The organism is Streptomyces sp. NBC_00247, assembly GCF_036188265.1.
Classification (GTDB): domain Bacteria; phylum Actinomycetota; class Actinomycetes; order Streptomycetales; family Streptomycetaceae; genus Streptomyces.
In genome coordinates this window covers 789,381-816,159 of record NZ_CP108093.1, presented here as the reverse complement: position 1 = coordinate 816,159, position 26,779 = coordinate 789,381, and the positions used below count along the sequence as shown (strand labels likewise).

The 26,779-nt window shown below is 69.9% G+C and carries 21 protein-coding genes, 3 pseudogenes and 1 CRISPR repeat array; of the genes and pseudogenes, 19 read left to right on the top strand and 5 right to left on the bottom strand.

Going from position 1 to position 26,779, the window contains the following annotated elements; genetic code table 11:
* The first annotated feature begins 147 nt into the window (after window positions 1-147).
* The 6 genes from OHT52_RS03195 to OHT52_RS03170 all read left to right on the top strand — a co-directional run bounded on the left by OHT52_RS03195 (window position 148) and on the right by OHT52_RS03170 (window position 6,069).
* Complete coding sequence (locus OHT52_RS03195; RefSeq protein WP_443046474.1) at window positions 148-1,167, top strand: sugar ABC transporter substrate-binding protein; 1,020 nt, start codon at window positions 148-150, stop codon at window positions 1,165-1,167.
* A complete protein-coding gene (locus OHT52_RS03190; protein WP_328718579.1) occupies window positions 1,164-2,219 on the top strand; it encodes an ABC transporter permease in 1,056 nt (351 codons plus the stop codon). Before OHT52_RS03195 ends, OHT52_RS03190 begins: the two co-directional genes overlap by 4 nt.
* Window positions 2,216-3,067, top strand: a complete 852-nt coding sequence (locus OHT52_RS03185; protein WP_328718578.1) for an ATP-binding cassette domain-containing protein — start codon at window positions 2,216-2,218, stop codon at window positions 3,065-3,067. The genes OHT52_RS03190 and OHT52_RS03185 overlap by 4 nt, the downstream gene beginning before the upstream one ends.
* 133 nt (window positions 3,068-3,200) lie before the next feature.
* Window positions 3,201-4,367 carry an ROK family glucokinase gene (locus tag OHT52_RS03180; protein WP_328718577.1) on the top strand — a complete coding sequence of 389 codons (1,167 nt, stop codon included), beginning with the start codon at window positions 3,201-3,203 and terminating at the stop codon, window positions 4,365-4,367.
* Between the two features lie 96 nt (window positions 4,368-4,463).
* Window positions 4,464-5,093 (top strand): hypothetical protein, encoded by a 630-nt coding sequence (locus OHT52_RS03175; protein ID WP_328718576.1) that lies wholly within the window; start codon window positions 4,464-4,466, stop codon window positions 5,091-5,093.
* 553 nt (window positions 5,094-5,646) lie between these two features.
* Entirely contained in the window at window positions 5,647-6,069 is a 423-nt protein-coding gene (locus OHT52_RS03170) for a hypothetical protein (RefSeq protein ID WP_328718575.1), read from the top strand.
* 38 nt (window positions 6,070-6,107) lie between these two features.
* Here the strand turns inward: OHT52_RS03170 and OHT52_RS03165 are convergent, their stop codons facing one another.
* A complete protein-coding gene (locus OHT52_RS03165) occupies window positions 6,108-7,202 on the bottom strand; it encodes a LacI family DNA-binding transcriptional regulator (RefSeq protein ID WP_443046473.1) in 1,095 nt (364 codons plus the stop codon).
* A 182-nt stretch (window positions 7,203-7,384) separates the two neighbouring features.
* On the opposite strand from OHT52_RS03165, the gene OHT52_RS03160 reads away from it, so the two are divergent.
* The 5 genes from OHT52_RS03160 to OHT52_RS03140 all read left to right on the top strand — a co-directional run bounded on the left by OHT52_RS03160 (window position 7,385) and on the right by OHT52_RS03140 (window position 15,047).
* Window positions 7,385-8,311: a carbohydrate ABC transporter permease gene (locus OHT52_RS03160; RefSeq protein ID WP_328718574.1), complete on the top strand. Its 927-nt coding sequence runs from the start codon at window positions 7,385-7,387 to the stop codon at window positions 8,309-8,311.
* 23 nt (window positions 8,312-8,334) lie between these two features.
* On the top strand, window positions 8,335-9,264 hold the full coding sequence (locus tag OHT52_RS03155; protein WP_328723595.1) for a carbohydrate ABC transporter permease: 930 nt from the start codon (window positions 8,335-8,337) through the stop codon (window positions 9,262-9,264).
* 98 nt (window positions 9,265-9,362) lie between these two features.
* A complete protein-coding gene (locus tag OHT52_RS03150) occupies window positions 9,363-10,700 on the top strand; it encodes an ABC transporter substrate-binding protein (protein WP_328718573.1) in 1,338 nt (445 codons plus the stop codon).
* A 122-nt stretch (window positions 10,701-10,822) separates the two neighbouring features.
* Window positions 10,823-12,928 (top strand): beta-galactosidase, encoded by a 2,106-nt coding sequence (locus OHT52_RS03145; protein ID WP_328718572.1) that lies wholly within the window; start codon window positions 10,823-10,825, stop codon window positions 12,926-12,928.
* A gap of 901 nt (window positions 12,929-13,829) precedes the next feature.
* Window positions 13,830-15,047 (top strand): MFS transporter, encoded by a 1,218-nt coding sequence (locus OHT52_RS03140; protein WP_328718571.1) that lies wholly within the window; start codon window positions 13,830-13,832, stop codon window positions 15,045-15,047.
* 415 nt (window positions 15,048-15,462) lie between these two features.
* Window positions 15,463-16,528: a CRISPR direct-repeat array (repeat unit 29 nt; unit sequence CGGCTCACCTCCGCTCGCGCGGAGAACAC).
* 18 nt (window positions 16,529-16,546) lie between these two features.
* Here OHT52_RS03140 and OHT52_RS03135 read toward each other — a convergent pair.
* Window positions 16,547-16,657, bottom strand: a pseudogene (locus OHT52_RS03135) (type I-E CRISPR-associated endoribonuclease Cas2e); the annotation flags it as partial.
* 84 nt (window positions 16,658-16,741) lie between these two features.
* On the bottom strand, window positions 16,742-17,542 hold the full coding sequence (locus OHT52_RS03130) for a hypothetical protein (RefSeq protein WP_328718570.1): 801 nt from the start codon (window positions 17,540-17,542) through the stop codon (window positions 16,742-16,744).
* 528 nt (window positions 17,543-18,070) lie between these two features.
* Here OHT52_RS03130 and OHT52_RS31415 point away from each other — a divergent pair.
* Window positions 18,071-18,308: pseudogene (locus OHT52_RS31415) on the top strand (IS5/IS1182 family transposase); the annotation flags it as partial.
* A gap of 23 nt (window positions 18,309-18,331) precedes the next feature.
* Here the strand turns inward: OHT52_RS31415 and OHT52_RS03125 are convergent.
* Entirely contained in the window at window positions 18,332-18,979 is a 648-nt protein-coding gene (locus OHT52_RS03125) for a contact-dependent growth inhibition system immunity protein (protein ID WP_328718569.1), read from the bottom strand.
* 112 nt (window positions 18,980-19,091) lie between these two features.
* Window positions 19,092-19,853, bottom strand: a complete 762-nt coding sequence (locus OHT52_RS03120; protein ID WP_328718568.1) for an isocitrate lyase/PEP mutase family protein — start codon at window positions 19,851-19,853, stop codon at window positions 19,092-19,094.
* 471 nt (window positions 19,854-20,324) lie between these two features.
* On the opposite strand from OHT52_RS03120, the gene OHT52_RS03115 reads away from it, so the two are divergent.
* The 7 genes and pseudogenes from OHT52_RS03115 to OHT52_RS03085 all read left to right on the top strand — a co-directional run bounded on the left by OHT52_RS03115 (window position 20,325) and on the right by OHT52_RS03085 (window position 26,717).
* Window positions 20,325-20,573, top strand: a complete 249-nt coding sequence (locus OHT52_RS03115; protein WP_328718567.1) for a hypothetical protein — start codon at window positions 20,325-20,327, stop codon at window positions 20,571-20,573.
* 90 nt (window positions 20,574-20,663) lie between these two features.
* Window positions 20,664-21,368 (top strand): ABC transporter ATP-binding protein, encoded by a 705-nt coding sequence (locus OHT52_RS03110; protein WP_443046472.1) that lies wholly within the window; start codon window positions 20,664-20,666, stop codon window positions 21,366-21,368.
* Window positions 21,365-23,614, top strand: coding sequence for an ABC transporter permease (locus OHT52_RS03105; protein ID WP_328718566.1), 2,250 nt, complete (start codon window positions 21,365-21,367; stop codon window positions 23,612-23,614). Before OHT52_RS03110 ends, OHT52_RS03105 begins: the two co-directional genes overlap by 4 nt.
* A gap of 25 nt (window positions 23,615-23,639) precedes the next feature.
* Window positions 23,640-23,858: pseudogene (locus OHT52_RS03100) on the top strand (hypothetical protein); the annotation flags it as partial.
* Window positions 23,859-23,883: 25 nt separating this feature from the next.
* Window positions 23,884-25,194 carry a bifunctional 3-oxoadipate enol-lactonase/4-carboxymuconolactone decarboxylase PcaDC gene (gene pcaDC / locus OHT52_RS03095; RefSeq protein ID WP_443046471.1) on the top strand — a complete coding sequence of 437 codons (1,311 nt, stop codon included), beginning with the start codon at window positions 23,884-23,886 and terminating at the stop codon, window positions 25,192-25,194.
* Window positions 25,195-25,207: 13 nt separating this feature from the next.
* Entirely contained in the window at window positions 25,208-25,855 is a 648-nt protein-coding gene (locus tag OHT52_RS03090; RefSeq protein WP_328718564.1) for an MBL fold metallo-hydrolase, read from the top strand.
* Window positions 25,856-25,937: 82 nt separating this feature from the next.
* Window positions 25,938-26,717 (top strand): exodeoxyribonuclease III, encoded by a 780-nt coding sequence (locus OHT52_RS03085; protein ID WP_328718563.1) that lies wholly within the window; start codon window positions 25,938-25,940, stop codon window positions 26,715-26,717.
* Window positions 26,718-26,779: the final 62 nt, after the last annotated feature.

Here is a 26,779-nt window from a genome sequence, read left to right as displayed (position 1 = left end):
GTGCGCCCGCGCGACACATTCATTTGCCCGGGCCCTGCCGGGTGCCGCCCGTCGAACCTCGGGGATACTTGGGCAGCCGGGCCGGGACTCCACACGTCCGCGGCGCACCAGGCGGCACAGTGAGCGGCACAAGAAGGGCACGGCTTCGTGGCAAGGGTTCGGACAGGGGTACGCGCGATGGGCGCCGTGCTGGCAGTGGTGCTCGGGGCCTCCCTCGCGGGATGCAGCAGCACCGGCGGCAGGCGGGCGGAGGAACGCGCGGCAGCATCCCAGGCCGCCTCCGAAGGCCATTCGGCCGTGAACACGCCCCGCTGGACGTTCGCCATGATCACCCACTCGGGTGATGGCGACACCTTCTGGGACATCGTCCAGAAGGGCGCCGAGGAGGCGGCCGGCAAGGACAACATCAACTTCCTGTACTCGCACAACGACGAAGCGCAGCAGCAGGCGCAGCTCGTCCAGGCCGCGATCGACAAGAAGGTCGACGGAATCGTCGTCTCGCTCGCCAAGCCGGAGGCGATGAAGGACGTCCTCGCCAAGGCGACCAAGGCCGGCATCCCGGTGATCACCGTGAACTCGGGCTCCGCCGAGTCCAAGGCCTACGGCGCGATCACCCACATCGGCCAGGACGAGTCGATCGCCGGCGAAGCGGTCGGCGACGAGCTGAACGCGCGCGGCCGCGAGAACGCCCTCTGCGTGCTGCACGAACAGGGCAACGTCGGCCACGAGCAGCGCTGCGCCGGTGTGAAGAAGAACTTCGACGGCAAGACCACCAACCTCTACGTCGACGGCACCAACATGCCCGACGTCCAGGCGTCCATCGAGGCGAAGCTCCAGACCGACAAGAGCATCGACGCCGTCGTCACCCTCGGCGCCCCCTTCGCCGACGCCGCAGTCAAGGCCAAGAAGTCCGCCGGCAGCGGCGCCGAGATCGACACCTTCGACCTGAACGCCAAGGTCGCCGCCGGGCTCAAGGCCGAGACCCTCGGCTTCGCCGTCGACCAGCAGCCCTACCTCCAGGGCTACGAGGCCATCGACCTGCTCTGGCTCTACCGCTTCAACCGCAACGTCCTCGGCGGCGGCCAGCCCGTCCTCACCGGCCCGCAGATCATCACGGCCGCCGACGCCGACGAACTCGCCGAGTACACCGCCCGGGGCACCCGATGACGGGAACCACGGCCCCCGCCCCGGCGCCGGGCGGGACCGACGAGCGGCTGCTGCGCACCTCACCGCTGCGCAGGCTCCTCGGCCGTCCCGAACTCGGCTCGATCGTCGGCGCCCTCGCCGTCTTCCTGTTCTTCGCCGTGGTCGCGGACAGCTTCCTCCAGCTGTCCAGCTTCGGCACCGTGCTCTACGCGGCCTCGACCATCGGGATCATGGCCGCGCCGGTCGCGCTGCTGATGATCGGCGGGGAGTTCGACCTCTCGGCCGGCGTCATGGTGACCAGCTCGGCGCTGGTCTCCTCGATGTTCAGCTACCAGATGACGGCCAACGTCTGGGTCGGTGTCTTCGTCTCGCTGCTGGTCACCCTGGGCTTCGGGGCGTTCAACGGGTTCATGCTGACCCGGACGAAGCTGCCGAGCTTCATCATCACCCTCGGCACCTTCCTCATGCTGACCGGACTCAACCTCGGCGTCACCAAGCTCATCAGCGACACGGTGTCGACCAAGGCGATCGGTGACATGTGGGGCTTCGACTCCGCCCACGCCCTCTTCGCCTCGCAGCTCACGCTCGGGGACGTCGAACTGAAGGTGACGATCCTCTGGTGGGCGGGCCTGGTCGCCGTCGCCACCTGGATCCTGCTCCGTACCCGCTTCGGCAACTGGATCTTCGCGGTCGGCGGCGACGAGAGCGCGGCCCGCGCGGTCGGCGTCCCGGTGATCCGCACCAAGATCGGCCTCTACCTCGGGGTGGCGTTCGCCGCCTGGGTGTCCGGCCAGCACCTGCTCTTCAGCTACGACGTGGTCCAGTCCGGCGAGGGCGTCGGCAACGAGCTGATCTACATCATCGCGGCCGTCATCGGCGGCTGCCTGATCACCGGCGGCTACGGCTCCGCCATCGGCTCGGCAGTCGGCGCGATCATCTTCGGCATGACCAGCAAGGGCATCGTCTACGCCGAGTGGAACCCGGACTGGTTCAAGTTCTTCCTCGGAGCGATGCTGCTCCTGGCCACCCTGCTCAACGCATGGGTACGCAAGCGCGCGGAGGCGACGACATGACGGCCCCGGACGACCGGGCGACGGCCCCCCAGGCGCTGGTCCAGCTCGACCACGTCAGCAAGTTCTACGGCAGCATCAAGGCCCTGACCGACGTCTCGCTGGAGGTCCACGCGGGCGAGATCACCTGCGTGCTCGGTGACAACGGCGCCGGCAAGTCCACGCTCATCAAGATCATCGCCGGACTGCACCGGCACGACGAGGGCGCCTTCCGGATCGACGGCGAGGAGACCACCCTCGCCAACCCCCGTGACGCCCTGGACCGGGGCATCGCCACGGTCTACCAGGACCTCGCCGTCGTCCCCCTCATGCCGGTCTGGCGCAACTTCTTCCTCGGCTCGGAGCCCACCACCGGCTCCGGCCCGTTCAAGCGCCTGGACGTCCGGCTGATGCGCGAGACGACCCGCGCCGAACTGCTCCGCATGGGCATCGACCTGCGCGACGTCGACCAGCCGATCGGCACCCTCTCCGGTGGAGAGCGGCAGTGCGTGGCCATCGCGCGGGCCGTCCACTTCGGCGCCAAGGTCCTCGTCCTGGACGAGCCCACGGCGGCCCTCGGCGTCAAGCAGTCCGGAGTCGTCCTGAAGTACGTCGCGGCGGCCCGCGACGCCGGACTCGGCGTGGTCCTCATCACGCACAACCCGCACCACGCCTACCTCGTCGGCGACCGGTTCGTCCTCCTCAAGCGCGGCGCGATGGCCGGCAGCCACACCAAGAACGACGTCACGCTCGACGAGCTGACCCGGCAGATGGCGGGCGGCAGCGAGCTCGACGAGCTCAGCCACGAGCTGGAGCGGGCGCCCTCGCCGACCTCCATCGGCGGTCACCCGGTGGACGACGACACCGAGTGACCGGGCGGCGCCACCGCCTCGGCGAACCGTCGAGGCGGCTCGGGGCGGACGGCAGTGGCAGAATCGATCGAGGTGGGCGCCGTCCGCCGCCGGCAGCACTGACCCGCCGGCCACCCCAGACACCGCAGGGACGATGAGCACGTACCGCGACTTCACCCACCGCGGCTCCGCCCGCGCCACCGTCCTCAAGACCGTCGGTACGAGGGAGCGGCGCTCCCACCTGACGGCGCCCCGCGTCCCCACCGTCGGCATCGACATCGGCGGCACCAAGGTGATGGCCGGCGTCGTCGACGCGGACGGCAACATCCTGGAACAGCTCCGCACCGAGACGCCGGACAAATCCAAGAGCCCCCGGGTCGTCGAGGACACCATCGTCGAACTGGTGCTGGACCTCTCCGACCGCCACGACGTCCACGCCGTCGGCATCGGCGCGGCCGGCTGGGTCGACGCGGACCGCTCCAAGGTGCTCTTCGCCCCGCACCTCGCCTGGCGCGACGAACCGCTCCGCGACGCCCTGGCCTCCCGCCTCGTCGTCCCCGTCATGGTCGACAACGACGCCAACACCGCCGCCTGGGCGGAATGGCGCTTCGGCGCCGGCCGGGGCGAGGACCACCTGGTGATGATCACCCTCGGCACGGGCATCGGCGGCGCGATCCTGGAGGACGGGCAGGTCAAGCGGGGCAAGTACGGCGTGGCCGGCGAGTTCGGGCACATGCAGGTGGTCCCCGGCGGCCACCGCTGCCCCTGCGGCAACCGGGGCTGCTGGGAGCAGTACAGCTCCGGCAACGCCCTGGTCCGCGAGGCCAAGGAGCTCGCCGCCGCCGACTCCCCGGTCGCCTACAACCTCATCGAGCGCGTCAAGGGCAACATCCCGGAGATCACCGGGCCGCTCATCACCGAGCTCGCCCGCGAGGGTGACGCGATGTGCATCGAGCTCTTCCAGGACATCGGCCAGTGGCTCGGCGTGGGCATCGCCAACCTCGCCGCCGCGCTCGATCCCTCCTGCTTCGTCATCGGCGGCGGCGTCAGCGCCGCGGACGACCTGCTGATCAACCCCGCCAGGGACGCCTTCAAGCGCCACCTCACCGGCCGCGGCTACCGCCCCGAGGCCCGGATCGTCCGGGCGCAGCTGGGCCCCGAGGCCGGCATGGTCGGGGCCGCCGACCTCGCCCGGCTCGTCGCCAGGCGCTTCCGCCGCGCCAACCGCCGCCGGGTCGAGCGGTACGAGCGCTACGCCCAGATCTACGACCAGGCCGCGAGCACCCTGCGCAGCACGCGGAGCGCCCGTACCGGCGACTGACCGCCGGGCGGTCCGCGCGGAGCCCGCTCCCGCCGGCCGCCGCAGGCCGCCCCGTAACCCCGCCCGCGTACCGAAGCTCCGAGGGATCCGAAGATCATGACCGCAGCCGAGCATCCGAGTTCCGAAGGGACCGTGATCGCCGAAGCCGCCGAGCATCCCGTGGTGCCGCGCCAGTGCGCACCGGGGGACGGTGAGCCCGTGCGGGACCCGCGCCGGGTCTTCCGCAGACGACTGATCACCGCGACCATCATCGTGCTGCTGATCGGCATCCCGGCCGGTTACCTGCTGGTCTCGGCCGGCCAGAGCCGCAGGTCCGGTAAGGACAAGGAGGCCGAGGCGGCCGCCCAGGGGCTGCGCGCGAGCTGGCCGTCGCGGATGCAGCGGCGGATCTTCGAGGTGCCCGTCCCGGGGAACGCGACCGGTGTGCAGTACTACGAGACCAACAACTGGAAGGCGAGCCGGATGTACCTCAAGTTCCGGACCACCTCCGCCGGTCTCGACCGCTTCCTGAGCGGGATGGGCACCGACCGCGCGGCGCTGAAGACCGGCAAGGTCACGATCTCCCAGCGGGACATCCGGATCACCGACTGGAACTTCTGGTCCGGCGCCGAGTGGGCCGGGACGACCCACAAGAACAAGGACCCCCGGCCCACCCAGAACATCACCGTCAACATGACCGACCCGGCGTCGCCGGTCGTCTACGTGGTGTCGGCCGCGACGCCCTGACCACGCCCATCCCGGCGAGCGCCTCGCCACTGCCCTGCGCAGGCGCGCCCCCGCGGGCTTCTCTCCGGTGAACCCGCCCTGCCCGGAAGGCCGTTACGCGCCGCCCACGCCGTACCGCGCGGACAGGACAAGGCCCATCCTCTGGCCCGGCGCACGAGGGAACCCCGCTACCCCGTTGCCCGGATGCAGCCACCACAGCCTCACACCGCCCCCGGACCGACGGCCCCGGAACAGCCGCGCAAGCGCACCAGGACCGTGCTCCTCCCCCTCCTCGCCGGGCTCGTGCTCGGCGCCGCGGGGACAGGTGCCGCATGGATACTGAGCACCGGCGACGCCTCCGTCGAAGGAAGCCCGGCCGGCCGAAGCGGGTTCCCCGAGCCGTGGGCGCGGCGCCGGGGGCCCTGCCGGGCGGCCTGCGAACGCCCCGCCGCGCCGCCGAAGCCGGCGGGTAGAGTCCATGCCGGCAGTCACGGACCGGGGAAGGGCGGGATCTGGGGTGGGCGCGTCGTCGTGGCAGTACATCGAGCCTTGTGCCGGAGGAGTCGCGGCGGCCTTGGCCGCCGTACGGCAGAGGGAGTTCGAGAGGCTCTTCGTCCGCGGAACGGACGGGAACGGGCTGCGACCCCCGGGTAAGCCGTTCACCTCGGTCGACGACCTGGACGACCTCTGGGAGGACGAGACCTTCGGCAGCGAGGGAACGCACACGGTCATTGACGTGTGGGAGTTGATCGACGCCGAGGCGTACGACGACGACCACACCGTGCGCCCGCTGTCGGACGAGGAATCCATCGAGCTCTTCGGGACCGTGGAGCCGACCCTGGCGGACTTCGCACGAGCCCAGGAGCGTGACGCCGCACAGCACTCCGGCTCGGACGGACTGTGGGACATGCCGAGTTGGTCGGCGTGGTGCAGGCCGTTGAAGGACGCCGATGGGGCGAACACGGTGATCGCCTTCTGGGGCAGGTCCGGCGACTGAAGGCCGCTCCGGGCCGGGGAAGCCCCGATGCCCCGGCCCTACCCGGGCGGGGGAGCCGTGCTCTCCCGCAGGACGAGCCGCGTCGGTACGAGGGTCGTCCCGTGCTCGGGGCCGCTCTGCCGCATCTGGTGCAGGACACCCGCGACGCAGCGGCGGCCCACTTCGGCGAAGTCCTGGTGGACGGTGGTCAGCGGCGGCTGGAAGGAACCGGCCTCGGCGATGTCGTCGAAACCGACGACGGAGACGTCCTCGGGTACCCTGCGACCGCGCTCGTGGAGGGCGCGCAGCAGGCCGAGCGCCATCTGGTCGTTCGCGGCGAACACAGCGGTGCAATCGGCCTGTTCGGCGATACGGAGCCCCGCCCGGTAGCCGGACTCCGCCGACCAGTCACCTCGTACGAGGGGCGGTGGCACCCGCCCCTCCTTCTCCAGCGCGGCGCGCCAGGCGTCCGTCCGGCGCTGCGCCGCGTAGGAGTCCCCGGGACCCGCCAGGTGCCAGACGGTGCGATGCCCCAGGCCCAGAAGGTGGTTGACGGCGTCGCGGGTGCCGCCCGCCTGGTCGGTGTCGACGACGGAGTAGCGGTCCCCGGCGTCGGAGTCCGCGACGACGACCTTCACGTGAGGCGGCAGCGAGAGGCGCGCCTCGTCGAGGAGGTGGACCTCCATGATGACGATGGCCGCGTCGATGGCGAGTTCGCCCAGGCGTGAGAAGGCGCCCCGGACCTCGTCCTGGGTGGGGACCGCGACCGGCAGCAGGGTGACCGCGTACCCCTCCTGGGCGGCCGAGGTCGCGATGGCTTCCAGGGTGCGTACGTTCCCGGTGGTGGAGAGCGTGAAGGTGATGACGCCGATGGTGCGGAACTCGCCGCGCTTGAGCGCGCGTGCCGCGCTGTTGGGGCGGTAGCCGAGGTCCTTCATCGCGGCGAGCACCTGCCGCCTGGTCTCCTCGTTCACACCCGGGAAGCCGTTGGAGACGCGGGAGACCGTCTGGGAGGACACCCCCGCGACGCGGGCCACGTCCGCCATCGAGGCGGTCCTGCGCCGCGTGGGACTCCCCTTTCCGGGAGCCGGCCCGGTCGGGGCCGAGCCTGTGGCTGGGGGGCGTTCGCCTGCTTCGTCCACCGTCTCCCTCATCGGATGTCGCCTTCCGTGTGCGGCTCTTGACCGCCCGTCTGGGGGCAGTGTAGACATGCCGCCACCGAATGTTTACGTAAACATAATGCCAGGCGGGCAGTCAGGGCGAGCCTGTTCACCGGCCTGGAACGTGTGCGTGAACGTCCTCTTCGGTCTGGTGAAGCACGAGCGAGGGGCGCGAGATGACGACGCTGCAACCGCCGGCGGCCACAGGGGCCCGTCCGGCCGGACCGCCGATGACACGGCCACGCCGTTCATGGGCGGGCTGGGGGTTCATCGGCCCCTTCGTGCTCGTCTTCGCCCTGATCTTCCTGGTCCCTCTCGGGTACTCCGTCTACCTGAGCCTGTACCGGACCCAGCTGATCGGCGGCACCACGTTCGTCGGCTTCGACAACTACCAGCAGGCCTTTCAGGACCCGCAGTTCTGGGACGGAGTCGCCCGGGTCGGAATCTTCCTGCTGGTCCAGGTGCCGATCATGCTCGGCATCGCGCTCTTCGTCGCGCTCGCCGTCGACAGCGGACGTCTGTACGGCAAGGAGTTCTTCCGGATATCCGTCTTCCTGCCCTACGCCGTCCCCGCCGTCGTCGCCACCCTCATGTGGGGCTTCCTGTACGGCCCCCGCTTCGGCCTCGTCGGCGACATCAACGACGCGTTCGGCCTGCACCTGCCCGACCCGCTCTCCTCCGGACTGGTCCTCGCCTCGATCGGCAACATCGTCACCTGGGAGTTCGTCGGCTACAACATGCTGATCTTCTACTCGGCGCTGCGCGTGATCCCGCACTCCCTCTACGAGGCCGCGGAGATCGACGGAGCCGGCCAGTGGCGGGTCGTCTCGGCGATCAAACTCCCGGCGATCCGGGGCGCCCTGGTCATCGCGACGATCTTCTCGGTCATCGGCAGCTTCCAGCTCTTCAACGAGCCGGCCATCCTCCAGAAGCTGGCGCCGAACGCCATCACCACCGACTACACCCCGAACTACTACACGTACTCGCTGTCCTTCTCCGGCCAGCAGCACAACTACTCGGCGACGGTCGCCATCGTCATGGGCGTGATCACCATGGTCGTCGCCTACGTCGTCCAACTGCGCGGCATGCGCAAGGAAGCGTGAGCGTGATGACGACGAACAGTGCGATGACCGAGACCGCACGACCCGGCACGGCCCCCAGGAGCGCGGCCGTACCGCGCCTGCGCGCACAGCGCCGCGCACACACCCCGGGACGCCCCCGGCGCAGTGTCCTGCTGACCGTGGTCACCGGCGTGGTCCTTGTCTACAGCCTGCTCCCGCTGGTCTGGCTGGTCATCAGCGCCACCAAGTCCCAGACAGGACTGTCCCGTTCGTTCGGCCTCTGGTTCGACGGCGACTTCGCTCTGTGGGACAACCTGAGCCAGACCTTCACCTATCAGGACGGCGTCTTCGGCCGCTGGCTCCTCAACACCCTGCTCTACGTCGTCGTCGGAGCGGGCGGCGCCACCTTCCTCGCGGTACTCGGCGGTTACGCGCTCGCCAAGTTCCAGTTCCCGGGAAAGCGCGCCGTGTTCGCGGTCGTCATCGGCGCGGTCGCCGTCCCGACCACCGCGCTCGCCGTCCCGACCTTCCTGCTGTTCAGCAAGATCGGACTGACGGACACCCCCTGGGCGGTGATCATCCCCTCCCTGGTCTCGCCGTTCGGGCTGTACCTGATGTGGGTGTTCGCCACCGAGGCCGTCCCCGTCGACCTGATGGAGGCCGCCCGCATCGACGGCGCCGGCGAACTGCGCACCTTCTTCCAGGTCGCGCTGCCGCTGCTCGCCCCGGGCACCGTCACCGTGCTCCTGTTCACCACGGTCGCGACCTGGAACAACTACTTCCTGCCGTTGATCATGCTCAAGGACCCCGACTGGTACCCGCTCACGCTCGGCCTGGACGCCTGGAACAAGCAGGCTGCCACGGCCGGCGGCGAGGCCGTCTTCAACCTGGTCGTCACCGGCTCGCTGCTCACCATCGTGCCGCTGATCGCCGCCTTCCTGCTCCTCCAGAAGTACTGGCAGTCCGGCCTCGCCGCCGGGAGCGTCAAGGAATAGCGCGGCCCCGGGCGTCGCGCGTGTCCGCCGCGACGCCCGCCCCCTCTCACCGTCCGCACGTCATGTCGATCGAACCACGAGGAAGTGGAAATACCGCCATGTCCCAGCACTCACGCCGCCTATTGCGCGGCCTCGGTCTTGTCTGCGCCCTGGCCCTGGGCGCGACCGCCTGCGGTGGCTCGGACGACGACGCCGGCCAGAAGCCGGTGGGTTCGTCCGACATCCAGTCCGCCCTGCAGAAGGGCGGCACCGTCACGGTGTGGGCGTGGGAACCCACGCTGAAGCAGGTCGCCGAGGACTTCGAGAAGAAGTACCCGAAGGTCCACGTCGAGCTGGTCAACGCGGGCACCAACAACGACGAGTACAAGGCGCTGTCGAACGCCATCTCAGCGAAGAAGGGTGTCCCCGACGTCGCCCAGCTGGAGTACTACGCGCTCGGCCAGTACGCCCTGACGAAGCAGGTCGCCGACCTCAAGGCGTACGGCGCCGACAAGCTGGCGGACTCGTACTCGCCCGGCCCCTGGAACTCGGTCTCCTCCGGCGGTGGTGTCTACGGCCTCCCGATGGACTCCGGGCCGATGGCGCTCTTCTACAACAAGAAGGTCTTCGACACGTACAAGATCGCCGTGCCGACGACCTGGGACGAGTACGTCGAGGCCGCCCGCACGCTCCACAAGGCGAACCCGAAGGCGTACATCACCAGCGACCTCGGTGACGCCGGTCTGACCACCAGCCTTCTCTGGCAGGCGGGTTCGCACCCGTACACGGTGGACGGCACGAAGGTCGGCATCGACTTCACCGACGCGGGCGCAGCCAAGTACACCAACACCTGGCAGAAGCTGATCGACGAGAAGCTCGTCGCTCCGATCGCCGGCTGGAGCGACGACTGGTACAAGGGCCTGGGCGACGGCACCATCGCCACCCTGCCGATCGGCGCCTGGATGCCCGCCAACTTCGCCTCCGGTGTGAAGGACGCCGCCGGCGACTGGCGCGTCGCCCCGCTGCCGCAGTGGGAGGCCGGCGCGAACGCCAGCGCCGAGAACGGCGGCAGCTCGCTCGCCCTGCCCGCGCAGGGAGAGAGCAAGGAACTCGCCTACGCCTTCGTCGAGTACGCCAACTCCGGCGCGGGCGTCCAGACCCGCATCAAGAACGGCGCGTTCCCGGCGACCACCGCGGACCTGGACTCCAAGGAGTTCCAGGACACCGAATTCCCCTACTTCGGCGGCCAGAAGGCCAACAAGATCTTCGCCGAATCCGCGAAGAGCGTTCCCAGCGGCTGGAGTTACCTGCCGTACCAGGTGTACTCCAACTCGATCTTCAACGACACCGTCGGCAAGGCGTACATCTCCTCGACCAAGCTGTCGGACGGGCTGAAGTCCTGGCAGGACAAGTCGCTCCAGTACGGCAGCGAACAGGGCTTCACCGTCGAGAAGTAGCACCCGAGGCCGCCGGGGGCGGTGTCCGGCGGATCAGGGCAGGGGCAATGCCGTGACCGCCCCCGATCCGCCGGACACCGCCCCGTCACCTCCTCTCAACCCCGGCCTGTGGAAGGACGCGCATGACCTCCCCCCGCACCTCCCGTTTCCCGTACGCGAAGGGCCCCGACGGCAGCCGCCGGCTCGGCTACGGCGCCGACTACAACCCGGAGCAGTGGCCACGGGAGGTGTGGGAGGAGGACGTCAGACTGATGCGCGAGGCCGGGGTGAACATCGTCTCCCTGGCGATCTTCTCCTGGGCCCGACTCCAACCCACCTCCGACAGCTGGGACTTCGGCTGGCTGGACGAGGTCATGGGCCTGCTGCACGCCGGTGGCATCGGTGTCGACCTCGCCACCGCCACCGCCTCCCCGCCGCCCTGGCTGACCACCGAGCACCCCGAGATCCTCCCGGTGACCGCCACCGGCGAGACCGTCTGGCCCGGCGCGCGACAGCACTGGCGGCCCACCTCGCCCGTCTTCCGCAGCCACGCACTGCGCCTCGTGAGGGAGATGGCGACGCGCTACGCGGACCACCCGGCCCTCGTCGCCTGGCACGTCAGCAACGAACTGGGCTGCCACAACGTCTACGACTACTCCGACGACGCGGCCGACGCCTTCCGCGACTGGCTGCGCCGCCGGTACACCACGCTCGACGCCCTCAACCACGCCTGGGGCACCAACTTCTGGTCCCAGCACTACAGCGACTGGGAACAGATCCTGCCGCCCCGACTGGCCGGCTCGCACCCCAACCCGACCCAGCAGCTCGACTTCAAGCGCTTCTCCTCGGACGCGTTGAAGGGGTACCTGCTCGCCGAGCGCGAGATCCTGGACGAGATCACCCCCGGCACCCCGGTCACCACCAACTTCATGGTGATGAGCGGAATCAAGGGAATGGACTACGCGGACTGGGCGGACTCGGTCGACTTCGTCTCCAACGACCACTACGCCACCACCGGACCGCGCAGCCGCGACGAACTCTCCTTCTGCGCCAACCTCACCAGCGGGATCGCGGGCCACCGGCCGTGGTTCCTCATGGAGCACTCCACCAGCGCGGTCAACTGGCAGCACATCAACCTGCCGAAGAGGCCCGGCGAGCTGGCGCGCGATTCCCTGCTCCACGTCGCGCACGGAGCCGACGCCGTCTGCTTCTTCCAGTGGCGCCAGTCCGCGGCGGGCGCCGAGAAGTACCACTCGGCGATGGTGCCGCACGCCGGAGAGGACAGCCAACTCTTCCGCGACGTCGTGGAGCTGGGCCGCACTCTGGAGGCGCTCGCACCCCTCGGCGGCAGCGTGCGCGAACCCGCCCGGGTCGCGATCCTCTTCGACTGGGACTCCTGGTGGGCCAGCGAGCAGGACTCGCACCCCACCTCCCTCCTCGACTACCACCGCGAGGCCCTCGACTGGTACTCCGCGCTGCTGCGTCTCGGCGTCCGCGCCGACGTCGTACCCGCCCACCGCACCGAACTCGGCCCCTACGACGTCGTGATCGCACCGGTCCTGCACGTATTGCCGCAGACGCTCGCCAAGGAGCTCACCCGCTACGTCGAAGGCGGCGGCCACCTCGTCACCACCTACTTCTCCGGTGTCGTCGACGAGAACGACCACATCTGGCTCGGCGGTTACCCCGGCGCCCTGCGCGCCCTGCTCGGCATCCGGGTCGAGGAGTTCGGCCCACTGGCCGACGGGGACACGGTCGGCCTCGACCCCGACCCCGCCGCCGGTGTTGACGGAGCCCTGACAGGAAGCCTCTGGACCGACCGGATCGACGTCACCGGTCCCGACGTGGAGATCCTCGCCCGCTACCGCACCGGAACGTACGCCGCACGCCCGGCCGTCACCCGCCGTCGCATCCCGGACCGGGGTTCGGCGACGTACGTCTCCACCCGCCTGGGTGCCGACGGCCTGACCGCGCTGCTTCCCGGGCTGCTCGCACCCGCCGGGGTCGCCGGCGAACTGCCCGAGGAGGCGGGGGGCGCGGTCGAACAGGTCGTGCGCCGCGACGGCGGCAACCGCTACGTGTTCCTGGTGAACCACGGTGACGCCGAGGTCCCGTTGCCCGGACTGACCGGTGAGGTGCTGGTGGGACCGCCGGCCGCAGAGACGCTCGTCCTGCGTCCCCGGGAGGTCGCCGTACTGCGGCAGACCGCATCACCGGACGCGGCGACGCAGCCGCACCGGACACGCTGACGCGCCCGGGAGTGCCGGGCGGGCATCCGGACGGCCGACGCGTGAGGGCGGCGGACCCGTACGACAGGGTCCGGAGGATGCCCGCCCGCGCCGGCCGTCCGTGCGTGCCTGGCCGTGCCGGAGGGCGGGAACGCGCCAGTACGAGCAGGGGGCGGTCCTGACAGGCGTGGTCGAACCCGCCCTGGCGGGCGTACCAGTACTTCTCGAACCTCGGCAGGTCGTGAAGCCGCGTACCTCGCCCTCGCCGAAGGCCAGCGACACCCGCGCGTCGGTGCCGCACGCCACCAGCGTCTCGCGCAGGACCCCTTCGGTCCGGGCGGCCGTCCACGAGATGCCGTACGTGGTGATCGGCTGGGCTTCCAACTCACCTAGACGCGGGCTGAGTTCCTCGCGCAGTGGCTCGATGCGCGGCTCGATGCCCGCTTCCGCGACTCTGGTCCGCTCGGTGCGGATGCGCCGACGCGGACGCGCGGACACCGGGGTCAGACAGCTCTCGGAGTCGCCGTCGTCGACCATCGGACAGCGCGTCGGGCAGTCCGCGGTACGCTCCGCGACCGCGAGCCAGCGCTCTGCCGCTGTCGGGGCACACCACCGGCTCCGCCGCGGGCACGACCCGGTGCCGCGTTCCGGACGCCGAACCGACCCGGTGACGGCTCGGCGCTCCCATGGGCCGTCCCGCATGTCCTGGCAGGCGGGCGACGACGCCTGCGGCACCCCGCCGGACTGTCGAAAGGTTCCGCTACATCCCGTACGCGGATATTCCTTCGCCTTGCGACGTACCGCATCCGACGCCGTGCACCGATCCACCGCGCGTCGCGGGGACGGCCCTTTAGGACACAATGCCCGGGGACGACCTCACCGTCTCCCACCTCCCTCTTTCTGCGAAAGGTCCCTTCTCCTCATGCCGCTGGCTTTGCTGGCTCTGGCCGCCGTCGCGTTCGGTATCGGCACGACCGAGTTCACCACGATGGGACTTTTGCCCCAGATCGCCGACGGAGTCGGCGTGTCCGTGCCGCACGCGGGCAACCTCGTCTCCGCGTACGCCCTCGGCGTCGTCGTCGGCGCACCCCTGCTCACCGGCATCGGTGCGCGAATACCGCACAAGCGGCTGCTGCTGCTCCTCTCCGCACTGTTCATCGTGGGCAACACCGCGTCGGCGCTCGCCCCCGGCTTCGGGACACTCTTCGCCGCCCGCTTCGTGGCGGGGCTGCCGCATGGGGCGCTGTTCGGCGTCGGCGCCGTCGTCGCCTCCCGGCTGGTCGTTCCCGAACGGGCGGCGCGGGCCGTTTCGAAGATGTTCCTCGGCCTCACCGTCGCGAACATCGTGGGCGTTCCCGCCAGTACGGCCTTGGGCCAGCACCTGGGATGGCGGTCCGCCTACTATGCCGTCGCCGTCATCGGACTCATAGCCCTCGCGGCACTCGCCGCCTCCGTCCCCGACCAGCCCCGCGGCGAGCAGTCGGGCATCCGCCACGAACTGCGGGCGATGGGCAACAGGCAAGTCGTCCTCGGCCTGGCCACGGCCGTGGTCGGATTCGGCGGTTTCTTCGCCGTCTACAGCTACTTGGTGCCGATGCTGACCCACCTGACGGGCATCTCGGACTCCTCCACCACCCTCGTCCTCGCGCTGTACGGCGTCGGGATGACGGTCGGCACGCTGATCGCGGGGCCGCTCACCGACCGTGCTCTGCGGCCAACCCTGTACGGCGGCCTCGTCCTCCTCGCCGCGGCGCTGGTGACGTTCTACTTCACCGTGCACCACACGGTGCCGGCGCTCATCAACGTCGCCTTCATCGGAGCGGTCGGGGCGCTCATCACCACGCCCGTGCAGATGCTCCTGATGGCCAAGGCGAAGAGCGCACCCACCATGGCGGCGGCCTCGAACCATTCGGCGTTCAACCTGGCCAACGCCGGCGGCGCCTGGCTGGGCGGCATCGTCATCTCGGCGGGCTGGGGCTGGGCCTCGCCCACCCTGGCCGGAGCGGTCCTGGCCATGGCCGGACTGGGACTCGCCGTGGTCAGCGGCCGTATGGACCGAGGCGGCCCCGCCTGCGAACCGACCACCTCCTCGGGCACACCGCTCCCGACCGGAACGGAACCGGCATCTGCGGACAGGTGAGGTCGCCGAGGCTCCACCAGGCCCGCCTCCGGCGCTTCGTCCGCCTGGTTGACGAACATCGTCACCGGTCATGTACGTCACGACGAAGAGCAGGAAGATCGGCGCGCTCCGCGCGATGAACGCCTGCCGGACTGCACTGCCCGGCGGCAGGAACTCCATCGCGCGCGACACCAGGCCCGGCCGCGGCTCAGGGTTCGACCGGCGGCTCTCGTTGGCTCCTGGGCCACCGTCGTCCGCCTGATCGGCCGCCGAGTGCAGCGAGGTTGCCGCAGGAGGAGACCGCTACCGCCGTCCCCAACGCGACCACCTGATAGCCGACTTGAAGAGCTTCGCCACCGGCTCCGTGCGCTGGGGGCGGTCGGCGCCGTCGCGACCTGGTGGTGTGCCGGATGCCGACCAGCCCGGCCCACCCGCACGGCGCACCTCCGCTCGCGCGGAGAACACGCGGTGAGCCGCGGCATCAACCAGTGCGCCTTCGGCTCACCTCCGCTCGCGCGGAGAACACAGGAGCTTGGCGAGGGTCCGGGAGTTCAGCGGCGGCTCACCTCCGCTCGCGCGGAGAACACGCTGGATGGCGTCTGCTCGCCAACGACCGGATCGGCTCACCTTCGCTCGCGCGGAGAACACTACTTGGCGTTGGTCCAGAACACGGGGTTGAGCGGCTCACCTCCGCTCGCGCGGAGAACACGTTGGCTCGGCTGGCAGCCGGACGGGACATTCCGGCTCACCTCCGCTCGCGTGGAGAACACGCCGGCCCGAGCGCGAACGCCCATCTCGGCACCGGCTCACCTCCGCTCGCGCGGAGAACACAAGCGGCCTTCGGTGTCCGCGACCTTCTTCAGCGGCTCACCTCCGCTCGCGCGGAGAACACAGCGTGTGTGAGGCACTCGTGAAGGTGGTCAGCGGCTCACCTCCGCTCGCGCGGAGAACACCCCATCGACATGTCCGGCGGATTCAAAGACTTCGGCTCACCTCCGCTCGCGCGGAGAACACCCGGTAACACCAACAAGCAGGCGGCGCCCCAACGGCTCACCTCCGCTCGCGCGGAGAACACTCCGGCAGTTCACAGCCAGCGCGCTGGTACGCCGGCTCACCTCCGCTCGCGCGGAGAACACGTCGGGGCATGCGGCTTCGAAGCGGTCGGCGGCGGCTCACCTCCGCTCGCGCGGAGAACACCGGGGATCGACGTTCCACAGTTCGTCGTACAGCGGCTCACCTCCGCTCGCGCGGAGAACACCTTCTGGTCATCGGTTCCGTCGTTCTTCTGTCCGGCTCACCTCCGCTCGCGCGGAGAACACCGCTCACCAAGGACCAGCAGCAGGACAAGCGGCGGCTCACCTCCGCTCGCGCGGAGAACACCTCGCCAGCCTCATCATCTTCGGGCGAACCGGCGGCTCACCTCCGCTCGCGCGGAGAACACCGGCGCATCTGGCAGCACAAGATCGTGCGCGACGGCTCACCTCCGCTCGCGCGGAGAACACCCTTTTTGACCTGCAACGTTAGAGGGGGTTTGCCATTTCTTGACTCTCTCTGGAGAAGGTGATGAGCGTGAGTCCGTCGAAGTCGAAGGGTTCGCGGCGGCGGATGCCTGCTGTTCTGAGTGGGAAGCCCTGTTCGTTGTCGGCAGGGTGGGCGAGGGCGGCATGCCGTCGTGGGTGCTGGCGGCGAAGGCGGCATCCTGAAACGGCACCTCCCTAAGCCCGGTCGCGCCTGTGAGTCGTCTCGCCGAGCCCGAGGGCCATGCCGCCCATGAGTTGACGAGCGAGGTCCTCCAGGATCGAAGGATTGGCAGCGAAGAACTCCGTGATCCGCTCGGTTCGCTGCTCAGGCGAAAGCTCTTTGAGTTTCTGCTGCCATGCCAGGGTGGCAGCACCGCCATCCTCGACCTCGGCATTCACGATGAGGCTCCAGAGCGCCTGTTGGGCGTCCTCACGGGCGAGCCACGTCGTGAACATCTGCTGGAATTGCTCGCTCGTCACAGTGACCTGCGGGTTGCTGGGCGCGCCGGCCACCCCTTGGGAAGGCGCGTCCGTCGCGATCTCCGGGACGGCAACAGGAGGTGCCGTCGTGACCCCGGCGCGCAAGGCCTTCTTCCGAGCTCTTCGGGCCTGGTGCTTCAGCACCACGGCTTCGCGCTTGGCGACGAGGAAGGGCTCGGCCTGGGTGTGCCACCAGCGGGCTACGAGGGGCTTTGCGACTTCTACGAGACTCTCGATGATCTGGCGCGCGATTTCGGCCTGGAGCTGTTGGCCGGGGGTGAGCTGAGGACGCTGATCCTCCACGTACTCGGTGACGTAGACGATCTCGGGCCTGTCCGCGAAACCTGACTCGTCTTCGGCCTTCAGGCGGATCTCGACGTGCTGCGGCCCCTTGTCACTCGTCTTGGGAGTGAACCCACGACTCCAGCCTTCGTTCGTCCGTGAGTCGGCGAGGCGCTCGCCCTTGGGGATGCGAACAACTGCGTTGACCTCGTCGTAATCCTCGTCGCCGGCCATGCGTCCTCGTCGGTGCTGGGGTCTTCCTCGGTACTCGGTCGACGAGGAAGTCGCGGTAGTGGAACCTCACCCGTAACCGTAGCGGTCCTGTCCGAGGGTTCGGCAGGTTCGGCGAACATCGCATCAGCCACCACCGAGCCGTAGCCACAAGGTTGTTACCCACCTCCTTGCCGGATTCGCTCGTCGGACACGATTCCGTAGACGTACCGCCCGGAACGTTGGGGGCATCGTGGAATCTCCGACGGCCCCACGACCGGCGATGCCTCCAGCGCTGACCTGGTCTCGTGCACTGCACGTTGCGCCGGCTCCCGACGGTGACCAGGGTCTGGCGGTTGGCCGGTGGGTGAAGGGCTTGCCGGTCTTCGTGCGGAAGACCTCGCCCTGGTGCTCCTCGATCCGAGGCCTCGTCGTCTCCGTGTCGGGACCGACCGGCACCGGCTCGGGCGGCGGTGGCACTGGACGCCTGCCCACCGGAGCCTTTCGTCCGGAGTCGGCATCGAGAACCTCGCCGGGGACGGACTCACATGATGGGCGGACAAGGCGCACCAATGGGTCAAATGGGGACTGTTCGGGCCCCGTTTTGGGGCCGCCGTCCCAAGCGAAGGAAGCGCGCCGTCACCACAGCAGCCACGCCCGGATCCGCTGCCTCGGCGAGCAGGCCAGGGCCAAGGGCTGCTGACGACTCCTCCGCAAGCTCCGGTGCGGCACCAACCGCATCGCCGACATAGTGAAGGCCGCCCTCGCCCTTCACCTCACCTCAATCTGAGGTTGGAAAGGGCTCAGGGCTCACTACTGGTTGAGGATGATTGCCCGGACGTCCGCCAACCATGGGCGCAGCTGAACCCCCGTAGGCGGGGCGACTGCACGTCCCAGTGCGCTCGTCCATTTTCTGAGAGATTGATCCGATTCGTTGAGGGTGAGGAACTCGCGGATTTCCTCCGCCACTTGTTGAAGGTCACTCTCGGGTGTATCCGAGATGTAGTCGTCAAGGGCTTCTCTGTGTGAGGAGTAATCCAGCGGGAAGTCCTGGTGGAAGTACGCTCCCAGCATCTGTGCCAGTTCGGGGAAGCGCTCTGCCCACCCCTGCGCGGTTCGAGGCGGGGTGCGGGCGGATGTTGCCGGACCTGTCAGGCTCCTTCGGAGGTGGCCGCCGATGACGGCGAGGCACCCTTCCACCGTCTCTCCGTCGGGTGGATTGATCCTGGGAAGGAGATCGACGTCTTCCGCCATTTCTTCGTCGAACAGGCCGACCGTGAGGAGATCCTCGATTTCGGCTACCGCCTCGGCCGCGCGTCCTGGGTCTGACGCCGTTTGACTGAGGTAGGCGGAGAGTGCGTCCCCGGGGCGGCTCTCGGTATCGTCGAAGGCGAGACCCGTCGATTCGTAGGAGGACAGGAGACGCCGAAGTTCTCGGAATCGATCGGTCGATGTTGCCACTTACGTATGCCTCTGTTCATGAGCTATGCCCCGCGCGACCCATTGGGAATGGACAGGCGTGACCGTGCGGCGGGGCACCTCCCCTTCCCGGGGCCCTGCCGCACGCAACTCGTCAGGGAGCCCACGGCCCGAGCGCGCTCTTCATCGCGTCGGTCATCGCGAGTTGCAGCAGCGGGCCGTAGGTGATCCGGCCGACACCGAGGCGCCGGAAGCGCTCGAGGTCGTGCTTGACGGGATGAGCGGTGGAGTTCACCGGGACGGCTACGGCGCCGGTCACGGCCGTGAGCAGATCGTCGTCGTCCTGGATACGTACCGGGTAGACGCTGTCGGCGCCGGACTGCTCCATGGCCCGCAGGCGCTCGATCGCCTCGTCGAGGACATCGGCCGGCTTCTCCGCGTGCAGGAAGAGGTCGGTGCGCCCGTTGATCCAGACCGGGACGCCGGCGTCGTCGGCCGCCGCGCGCAGGCCGGCGATGTAGCGCGCGTGCTCCTGAGTGCTGCGCACGCGGCCGCCGTCGGAATGGACGGTGTCCTCGAGGTTGAGACCGACGCCGCCGGCCTCGGTGAGTCCGGCGATGAGGTCCGCGGGCTCCTGCCCGTATCCGGCCTCCAGGTCGACGGAGACGGGGATGTCGACCGCTGCGATGATCGGTCGGACGGCGGCGAGAACCTCTTCGAAGGTCTGCCCTTCCTGGTCGTCGGCTCCCCGGGAGTTGGCGAGCGGATGACTGCCGATGGTCAGCGCGGGGAATCCGGCGTCGGCCGCCGTCCGCGCCGACCAGACATCCCACACGGTCGGCAGTACGAGCGGCCTGTGTTCGGCATGCAACTGCTTGAGACGGCGAGCGCGTTCAACAGTGGTACGAAAGTCCATGGTCGGCACGCTACTCCTGGAACACGTTGCCCGGTGCTCCGACGGCAGGCGTGGCGTCCACACCTGCTCTGGACGTTCTGGGTGCAGGCCGGCGGGCGGGACGCGCCGCTGTCCATGAGTTTCTGGTCGATATGGCGCGGTGCACAAAGCGGAGAAGAGTTCACGAGCAGGCAGGTGCGTCGGCGCGCGTACGAGGTCATGGGAACCCTCGAACTCGACGTGTCCGGCTGTACGACGCTCGCTCAGGGCTGTTCCGCAGTTCCCGGCCAACATGGGAGCGCCCGACCCGGGCGAAGGGGCGCGGCCGGTAGGGCCGACCCGGTTCTGTGATTCCTCATGCGGTCCGTCAAGCCCGTCGGGACAGCAGCCGGCGGCCGCTCTCGTCGATCGCGACGCAGTGGTGGTGGGTCTTGCCTGCGTCGATGCCGGCCCAGATCAGAGTCATGGGTGCCTCCGTGCGGTGTGAAGCGGGTGCCTGCCACGGACGACCTCGCTGTCGATTCCCTACTCAGCGATCATTCGCAATTCCTCATTGGCAGCCGGGTCGTCGTGGGGCCGTACAACACGGGGCTACGGCTCGAAAACCACAGCGGCAACGGGACCACCGTGGTGAGCGGCAACGACACCACCAACTACTTCCCCAAGGTCACCGCGTGTGTCAACCTCGCTGTGCAGCCGGACTGGCGCGGCCGGGATGACCGCCCCGGAGGCGGACGGTAGTCAGCATTCCATCGCGGTGGGGCGGTCCGGACCGCCCCACCGCGCGGTCGCGTTCCAGGCACGCACGACAGCACAGCGAGGACAGAATGGGTGGGTACGGTGCATGAGTCGGGGGACGGGCAACCCGTTCTGGAGATCACAGGGTTGCGACACAAGGCGGGCGAGCGAACGCTCTTCACGGACCTCGCCCTCTCGCTGCGTGCCGGAGGGTCCGTGGCCGTGACCGGACCCAGCGGATCAGGGAAGAGCACACTGCTGTCGTGCGTGCTGGGACTGATCAGTCCGGACGCGGGTTCGGTGAAGGTGGCCGGCACGGAGATCGTGGGGCTGCGGCGATCGCGGCTCGCCACGCTGCGGGCCCGGGCGATCGGCATGGTCTTCCAGTTCGGCGAACTCCTCCCGGAACTGAGCCCCGTGGACAACGTCGTACTCGCCTCCCTGCTCTCCCGCGACAGCCGCGGCGACGCACGCGACCGGGCGCAGCGTCTGCTGGACGACCTCGGAGTGCCAAGTGCTACGACCAGTGAGGAGCTGTCCGGCGGCGAGCGGCAGCGTACGGCGGTGGCCCGGGCACTGATCAACGAACCGGCCCTCGTACTGGCCGACGAACCGACCGGTGCGCTGGACGCCGAGACCCGCGACCGGACCGCGGAGCTGCTGTTCGCCCTGCCCCGGCGTCATTCCTGCGGGCTCCTCGTCGTGACCCACGATCCGGGCATCGCCGAGCGCGCCGATCGTGTGCTCCGGCTCTCCGCCGGAACACTGGAAACGGTCATCGAGGGAGCGGCCGAGTGAAGGGCACAGGCGACTCGCGCGGGCTCGCGCGAAGGCTCCTGGCAGTCGGCCGGGTCGCGGGCCGGCGCTCGGAGGCGGGCGGAGCGCGGTTCGTCGCGCTGCTTCTCGCGACGGTCGTTCTCGTCCTCGGTCTGGGCACGCTGGTCGCGGTGCACGCCGTGTACACGGGCCAGGAGGAACGGCGGGTGGCCCGGACCCCGGTGGTGGAGCGTGCGTCGCAGCAGGCGGAGGGTTCCACCGCGTGGTTCGTGGGATCGGACACGCTCGACGGGGAGCGGCGTTTCAGCGTGGTGTACCTCGCCCCTCACCGGGGGAACGCGCCGCTTCCGCCCGGCGTGGACCACTGGCCGGCTCCCGGGCAGGCGGTACTGTCCCCCGCCCTCCGGGAAGCCGGCGCGGACGAGGACATCGACCTCCGGTACGGCGAACTGGCCGGCACCATCGGGCCGCTGGGGGTGGACGAGCCGTCCGAGTGGCTCGCGTACGTCCGCCCGCGCGACGGCCTGGGAGCGCAGCCGCCGAGCGCACTGGTCAGCGGGTTCGGGCCGACTGCCGGACAGGTCGCCACCGGCCTCGAACCCGGCTCGGGCCGGTACGACAACAAGCCGGAGTGGATGTTCGAGGCCGTCGTGGCCGGCATGGTCGTTCTGCCCGGGCTCGCCCTGCTGGTGGTAGGGGTACGGATCGGTGCCCACGCCCGCGACCGCAGGACCGCGCTCGTCGCCGCTCTGGGCGGTAAGCGACGCGACCGTGCCCTCGTCGCGGTCGGCGAGGCCCAACTCCCGGCCCTGATCGGCGCCGCCCTCGGAGCGGCAGTCGTGGCCACCGCGCTGCTGCGCGACCTCCGGATTCCCCACACCGGCTATGCGCTCTCCTCCGCGTATCTTCGCGAGCACGGCTGGGGAATCGCACTGGTGCCCGTGGTGGCGCTCCTCGTCGTCCTCGCGGCGGTGGTCATCGCGGACCTCGCTCCGCGCCGGGGTGCGGGAGGGACACGGCCCCGCAGCACGGCCAAAAACACCTGGATGTCTCGTCTGGCCGCCCTGTGCCCGGTCATGACGCTCGTCGCGATACGCGGACCGGACTTCGCCGGAACAGGCTCCGCCTGGCACATGCTCCTCGGCTGGGCAGGTACCGCGGGCACCATGCTCACCCTCCCCGCCGCGGTAGCGACCGTCACAATGGCCACCGGACGAGTCCTCACCCGACAGGGACAGGCACACGGCCTCGCCGGAACCCTAGTGGCGGGACGCCGCACCAGCACACACCCCGGAGCCACCGCCCGTCTGGTCACCGGCATCACCGTGGCGCTCATCGTGCTGATGCAGGCCATCGCCTGGCAAGGCCTGTTCGCATCGCAGAGCACCGACGCCCAACACACCCTCAACCGCATCGGCCGCAGCGCTGTTTCGGTCGGTACCCACGGCACCGTGACCACAGCCGACATGACCACCTTCCTCCGACGCCTCCCGGACACCGAGGCCGTCCTGCTCACTCCACCGACGGACAGCCGCGACGGGCCGATCACCCTGTACGGCGACTGCACAGCCCTCACCGCCCTGCGACTCCCCTGCCCTCCGCACGACGCGCGGGCGGACGGCGTGCCAGAGGATCTGAGACTGCGGGAACTGCTCCGCTGGACACCCCACGGCTCTCTCACACTCGACATCCGCCGCACCACACACGACACGCTCGCCCGACTCGCCGCCGCCTCCAGCGAGAATGCCACCTTCGCGGTTCTGCGCCCCGATGGGGCCGATCTCTCCGTTCCCGCCCTCAAGAAGTTGTCGTACGAGGTGTTCCCGCGCGGCGCGAGGGTCGGCGCTCCGGGCGAAGGCGAGCTGACCGCCGGCATGCCCAACCGGGACCAAGGCCGTTGGAGCGTCCTGTTCGGCGTATTCGGTATCGCCGTGCTCGCCGTGACGGCCGGACTCAGTGGCGTGGCCGAGTTCCTCCGCCACGGACGGGCGCTCGCACCGCTGTCCGTCCTGACCGGTGGCCTGCGGGTCTTCCGGACGAGCGCCGCGTGGGCCGTCCTGGCCCCCCTCGCACTCGCCGGTCTGTTCGGCAGCGCTGTCGCGGCGGCCCTGGCCGCCCCCATCAACGCCAACGGCGAGTCCTACATCACCCGCGAACTGCTCTGGTCAGTGGCGGGAGTCGTCCTGGTCATCAGCATCCTGATGTGGATGTGGGCAGTCACCGTCTCCACCCGCCTGGCCCAGGCTTGGCGACCGCGCGGCGACTGACACCGACCGGCGGTACGACGCTCGCTCGTCGTGCCTGACTTTCCTGGCCAACAACGGAGTGCCTGACCATATTCTCGCGCGGTGGGCCGGTCACAAGAACGTGAGTACGACCAAGAGGTACTACGTGAAGCCCGGCGTGGAGGACCTGCGCGCTGCCGCCGTCACATGGGACGGGCTCCACGGGCGTCCGGCGGGCGGGCCGGCGGCGGGGCTGCCCCCGCAGACGAAGGGGCGCAGCCGGTAGGGCCGACCCGGTTCAGTGAGAGATAGTGAGAGATGAGAGGGTCGGGCGGGTGAGCGAGACATCATCGAACACCCTCCAATACCGCTTTGACGGGCCAAAAGACGCTCCGGTCCTGGTGATCGGGCCGTCCCTGGGTACTACATGGCACATGTGGGACCGCCAGATACCGGACCTCTCCCAGCACTACCGGGTGCTGCGGTACGACCTGCCGGGCCACGGCGGCGCACCGGCCCGTCCGGCGGTCTCCGTCGCCGAACTCGGCGACCGGCTGATCGCCACCCTCGACTCCCTCGGCATCCAGCGCTTCGGCTACGCGGGCTGCTCCATCGGCGGCGCCGTCGGTGCCGACCTCGCGCTGCGTCACCCCCACCGGGTGGCCTCGCTCGCGCTCGTGGCGGCCTCGCCCAGATTCGGCAGCGCCGACGAGTTCCGTCAGCGCGGGGTGATCGTCCGTACCAACGGCCTGGAGCCCATCGCCCGCAGCTCTCCCGAGCGCTGGTTCACGCCCGGGTTCGCCGCCGCGCAGTCCGCCATCGTCGAGTGGGCCGTGCAGATGGTGCGTACCACCGACCCCGGGTGCTACATCGCCGCGTGCGAGGCGCTCGCGTCCTTCGACATCCGCGGTGAGCTGGACCGCATCGGGGTGCCCACGCTCGTCGTGGTCGGCGCCGAGGACCGGGTCACCGGCCCCGCCGAGGCACGCACCCTGGTCGCGGGCATCCCCGACGCCCGCCTCGCCCTGGTGCCGGGGGCCTCGCACCTCGCGCCGGTGGAGCAGCCGGCCGCGGTGATGGAGCTGCTGTTCACCCACTTCTCGACCACCTGGCAGGACACCCTCGGCGCCGTTCCGGTCGTCGCGTCAGTCCCTCCCGCCGCCGTCCCGCCGCTCTCCGCTCCGTACGCGCCGGTCGCGGAGATCGCGCCGCCGGCCCCGCGCGCGGTCGACTCGGAGCGTACGGACCGCCACGCGGTCGGTACGAAGGTCCGCAGGGAGGTGCTCGGCGACGCCCACGTGGACCGGGCCGGCGCCGCCACCGACCCGTTCACCGAGGACTTCGAGGACCTCGTCACCCGCTACGCGTGGGGCGAGGTCTGGAACCGAGAGGGTCTCGACCGTCGTACCCGCAGCTGCGTCACGCTCACCGCGCTGATCGCGTCCGGCCGGCTGGAGGGCCTCGCCGCACACCTGCGGGCGGCGCTGCGCAACGGCCTCACGCCCGCCGAGATCAAGGAAGTGCTGCTCCAGACCGCCGTGTACTGCGGGATTCCCGCCGCCGGGGCCGCGTTCGCCGTGGCCCAGTCCGTGATTCAGGAAGAAACGACACCGCCCGCGTAGCAGGATGGAGACCATGAACGCATCGCCCCTCACGCTCACCAAGAAGCGGCACTCCTGCGTCCGCCTGGACAAGGACGGACAGGCCCTCGTCATCGACCCGGGCGGGTTCTCCGGGGAGGACGAGGCCGTCGGCGCCGACGCCATCCTGGTGACCCACGAGCACCCGGACCACTTCGACGAGGGCCGGCTGAGGTCGGCCCTGGAAGCCAACCCGGCGGCCCGGATCTGGACACTGCGCAGTGTCGCCGAGCAGTTGGCGGCGGCTTTCCCCGGGCGGGTGCACACCGTCGGCCACGGCGACACCTTCAGCGCCGCCGGGTTCGACGTCCAGGTCCACGGCGAACTCCACGCGGTGATCCACCCCGACATCCCGCGCATCACCAACGTGGGCTTCCTCGTCGACGGCGCGGTCTTCCACCCGGGCGACGCGCTCACCGTTCCCGAACAGCCGGTCGACACCCTGCTGCTGCCGGTGATGGCCCCGTGGAGCAAGATCTCGGAGGTCATCGACTACGTCCGCGAGGTCGGGCCGCGCCGGGCCATCGACATCCACGACGCCCTGCTCACCGACCTGGCCCGGCCGATCTACGACAGCCAGATCGGGGCTCTCGGCGGCAGCGACCACGGCCGGATGGCGCCGGGGGAGCACACCGGGTTCTGAGGACTCGCCCGGCTTCGAGGGCTCTCCCGCCACCAGCCGGCCAGGTCCGCGACTGTCGGTGGCAGCGGTTAGGTTGGGTCCCATGCGCATCGCCACGTGGAACGTCAACTCGATCACCGCCCGGCTGCCGAGGCTGCTGGCCTGGCTGGAAAGCACCGGCACCGATGTGCTGTGCGTCCAGGAGACCAAGTGCACGGCCGAGCAGTTCCCCGCCGACGAACTGCGGGAGCTGGGGTACGAATCCGCCGTGAACGCCACCGGTCGATGGAACGGCGTGGCGCTGATCTCCCGCGTGGGTCTCGACGACGTGGTCATGGGCCTGCCGGGCGGCCCCGCGTACGACGGTACGGAGGAGCCCCGGGCGATCTCCGCGACCTGCGGGCCCGTCCGGCTCTGGTCCGTCTACGTACCCAACGGCCGCGAGGTCACGCACGAGCACTACGCGTACAAGCTGCGCTGGCTGGAGGCGCTGCGCGGTGCCGTCGCCGCGGACGCGACGGGCCCCCGGCCCTTCGCGGTGCTGGGCGATTACAACGTCGCGCCCACCGACGAGGACGTGTGGGACCCGGCGCTCTTCGTGGGCGCCACCCACGTCACCCCCGCCGAGCGGGACGCCCTCGCCGCACTGCGCGGGCAGGGGCTGAGCGACGTGGTGCCGCGCCCTCTGAAGTACGACCACCCGTTCACCTTCTGGGACTACCGCGAGCTGCGCTTCCCGAAGAACAGGGGCATGCGGATCGACCTCGCCTACGGCAACGCCCCGTTCGCCGCCGCCGTGAAGGACGCCTACGTCGACCGCGAGGCGCGCAAGGGCAAGGGTGCCTCGGACCACGCCCCGGTCGTGGTGGACCTGGAGTTCTGAGGACCGGGTCCGCAGGGCGGAGGCCGGTACCCCGGTAGCCGCGGCCTCGTCGACACGCCACC

Bases quoted from the DNA above. Each gene is read 5' to 3' on its own strand.
- OHT52_RS03190 (WP_328718579.1), top strand. From the start codon at position 1,164: ATGACGGGAACCACGGCCCCCGCCCCGGCGCCGGGCGGGACCGACGAG.
- OHT52_RS03185 (WP_328718578.1), top strand. From the start codon at position 2,216: ATGACGGCCCCGGACGACCGGGCGACGGCCCCCCAGGCGCTGGTCCAG.
- OHT52_RS03180 (WP_328718577.1), top strand. From the start codon at position 3,201: ATGAGCACGTACCGCGACTTCACCCACCGCGGCTCCGCCCGCGCCACC.
- OHT52_RS03175 (WP_328718576.1), top strand. From the start codon at position 4,464: ATGACCGCAGCCGAGCATCCGAGTTCCGAAGGGACCGTGATCGCCGAA.
- OHT52_RS03165 (WP_443046473.1), bottom strand. From the start codon at position 7,202: ATGAGGGAGACGGTGGACGAAGCAGGCGAACGCCCCCCAGCCACAGGC.
- OHT52_RS03160 (WP_328718574.1), top strand. From the start codon at position 7,385: ATGACGACGCTGCAACCGCCGGCGGCCACAGGGGCCCGTCCGGCCGGA.
- OHT52_RS03155 (WP_328723595.1), top strand. From the start codon at position 8,335: ATGACCGAGACCGCACGACCCGGCACGGCCCCCAGGAGCGCGGCCGTA.
- OHT52_RS03150 (WP_328718573.1), top strand. From the start codon at position 9,363: ATGTCCCAGCACTCACGCCGCCTATTGCGCGGCCTCGGTCTTGTCTGC.
- OHT52_RS03145 (WP_328718572.1), top strand. From the start codon at position 10,823: ATGACCTCCCCCCGCACCTCCCGTTTCCCGTACGCGAAGGGCCCCGAC.
- OHT52_RS03140 (WP_328718571.1), top strand. From the start codon at position 13,830: ATGCCGCTGGCTTTGCTGGCTCTGGCCGCCGTCGCGTTCGGTATCGGC.
- OHT52_RS03130 (WP_328718570.1), bottom strand. From the start codon at position 17,542: ATGGCCGGCGACGAGGATTACGACGAGGTCAACGCAGTTGTTCGCATC.
- OHT52_RS03120 (WP_328718568.1), bottom strand. From the start codon at position 19,853: ATGGACTTTCGTACCACTGTTGAACGCGCTCGCCGTCTCAAGCAGTTG.
- OHT52_RS03090 (WP_328718564.1), top strand. From the start codon at position 25,208: ATGAACGCATCGCCCCTCACGCTCACCAAGAAGCGGCACTCCTGCGTC.
- OHT52_RS03085 (WP_328718563.1), top strand. From the start codon at position 25,938: ATGCGCATCGCCACGTGGAACGTCAACTCGATCACCGCCCGGCTGCCG.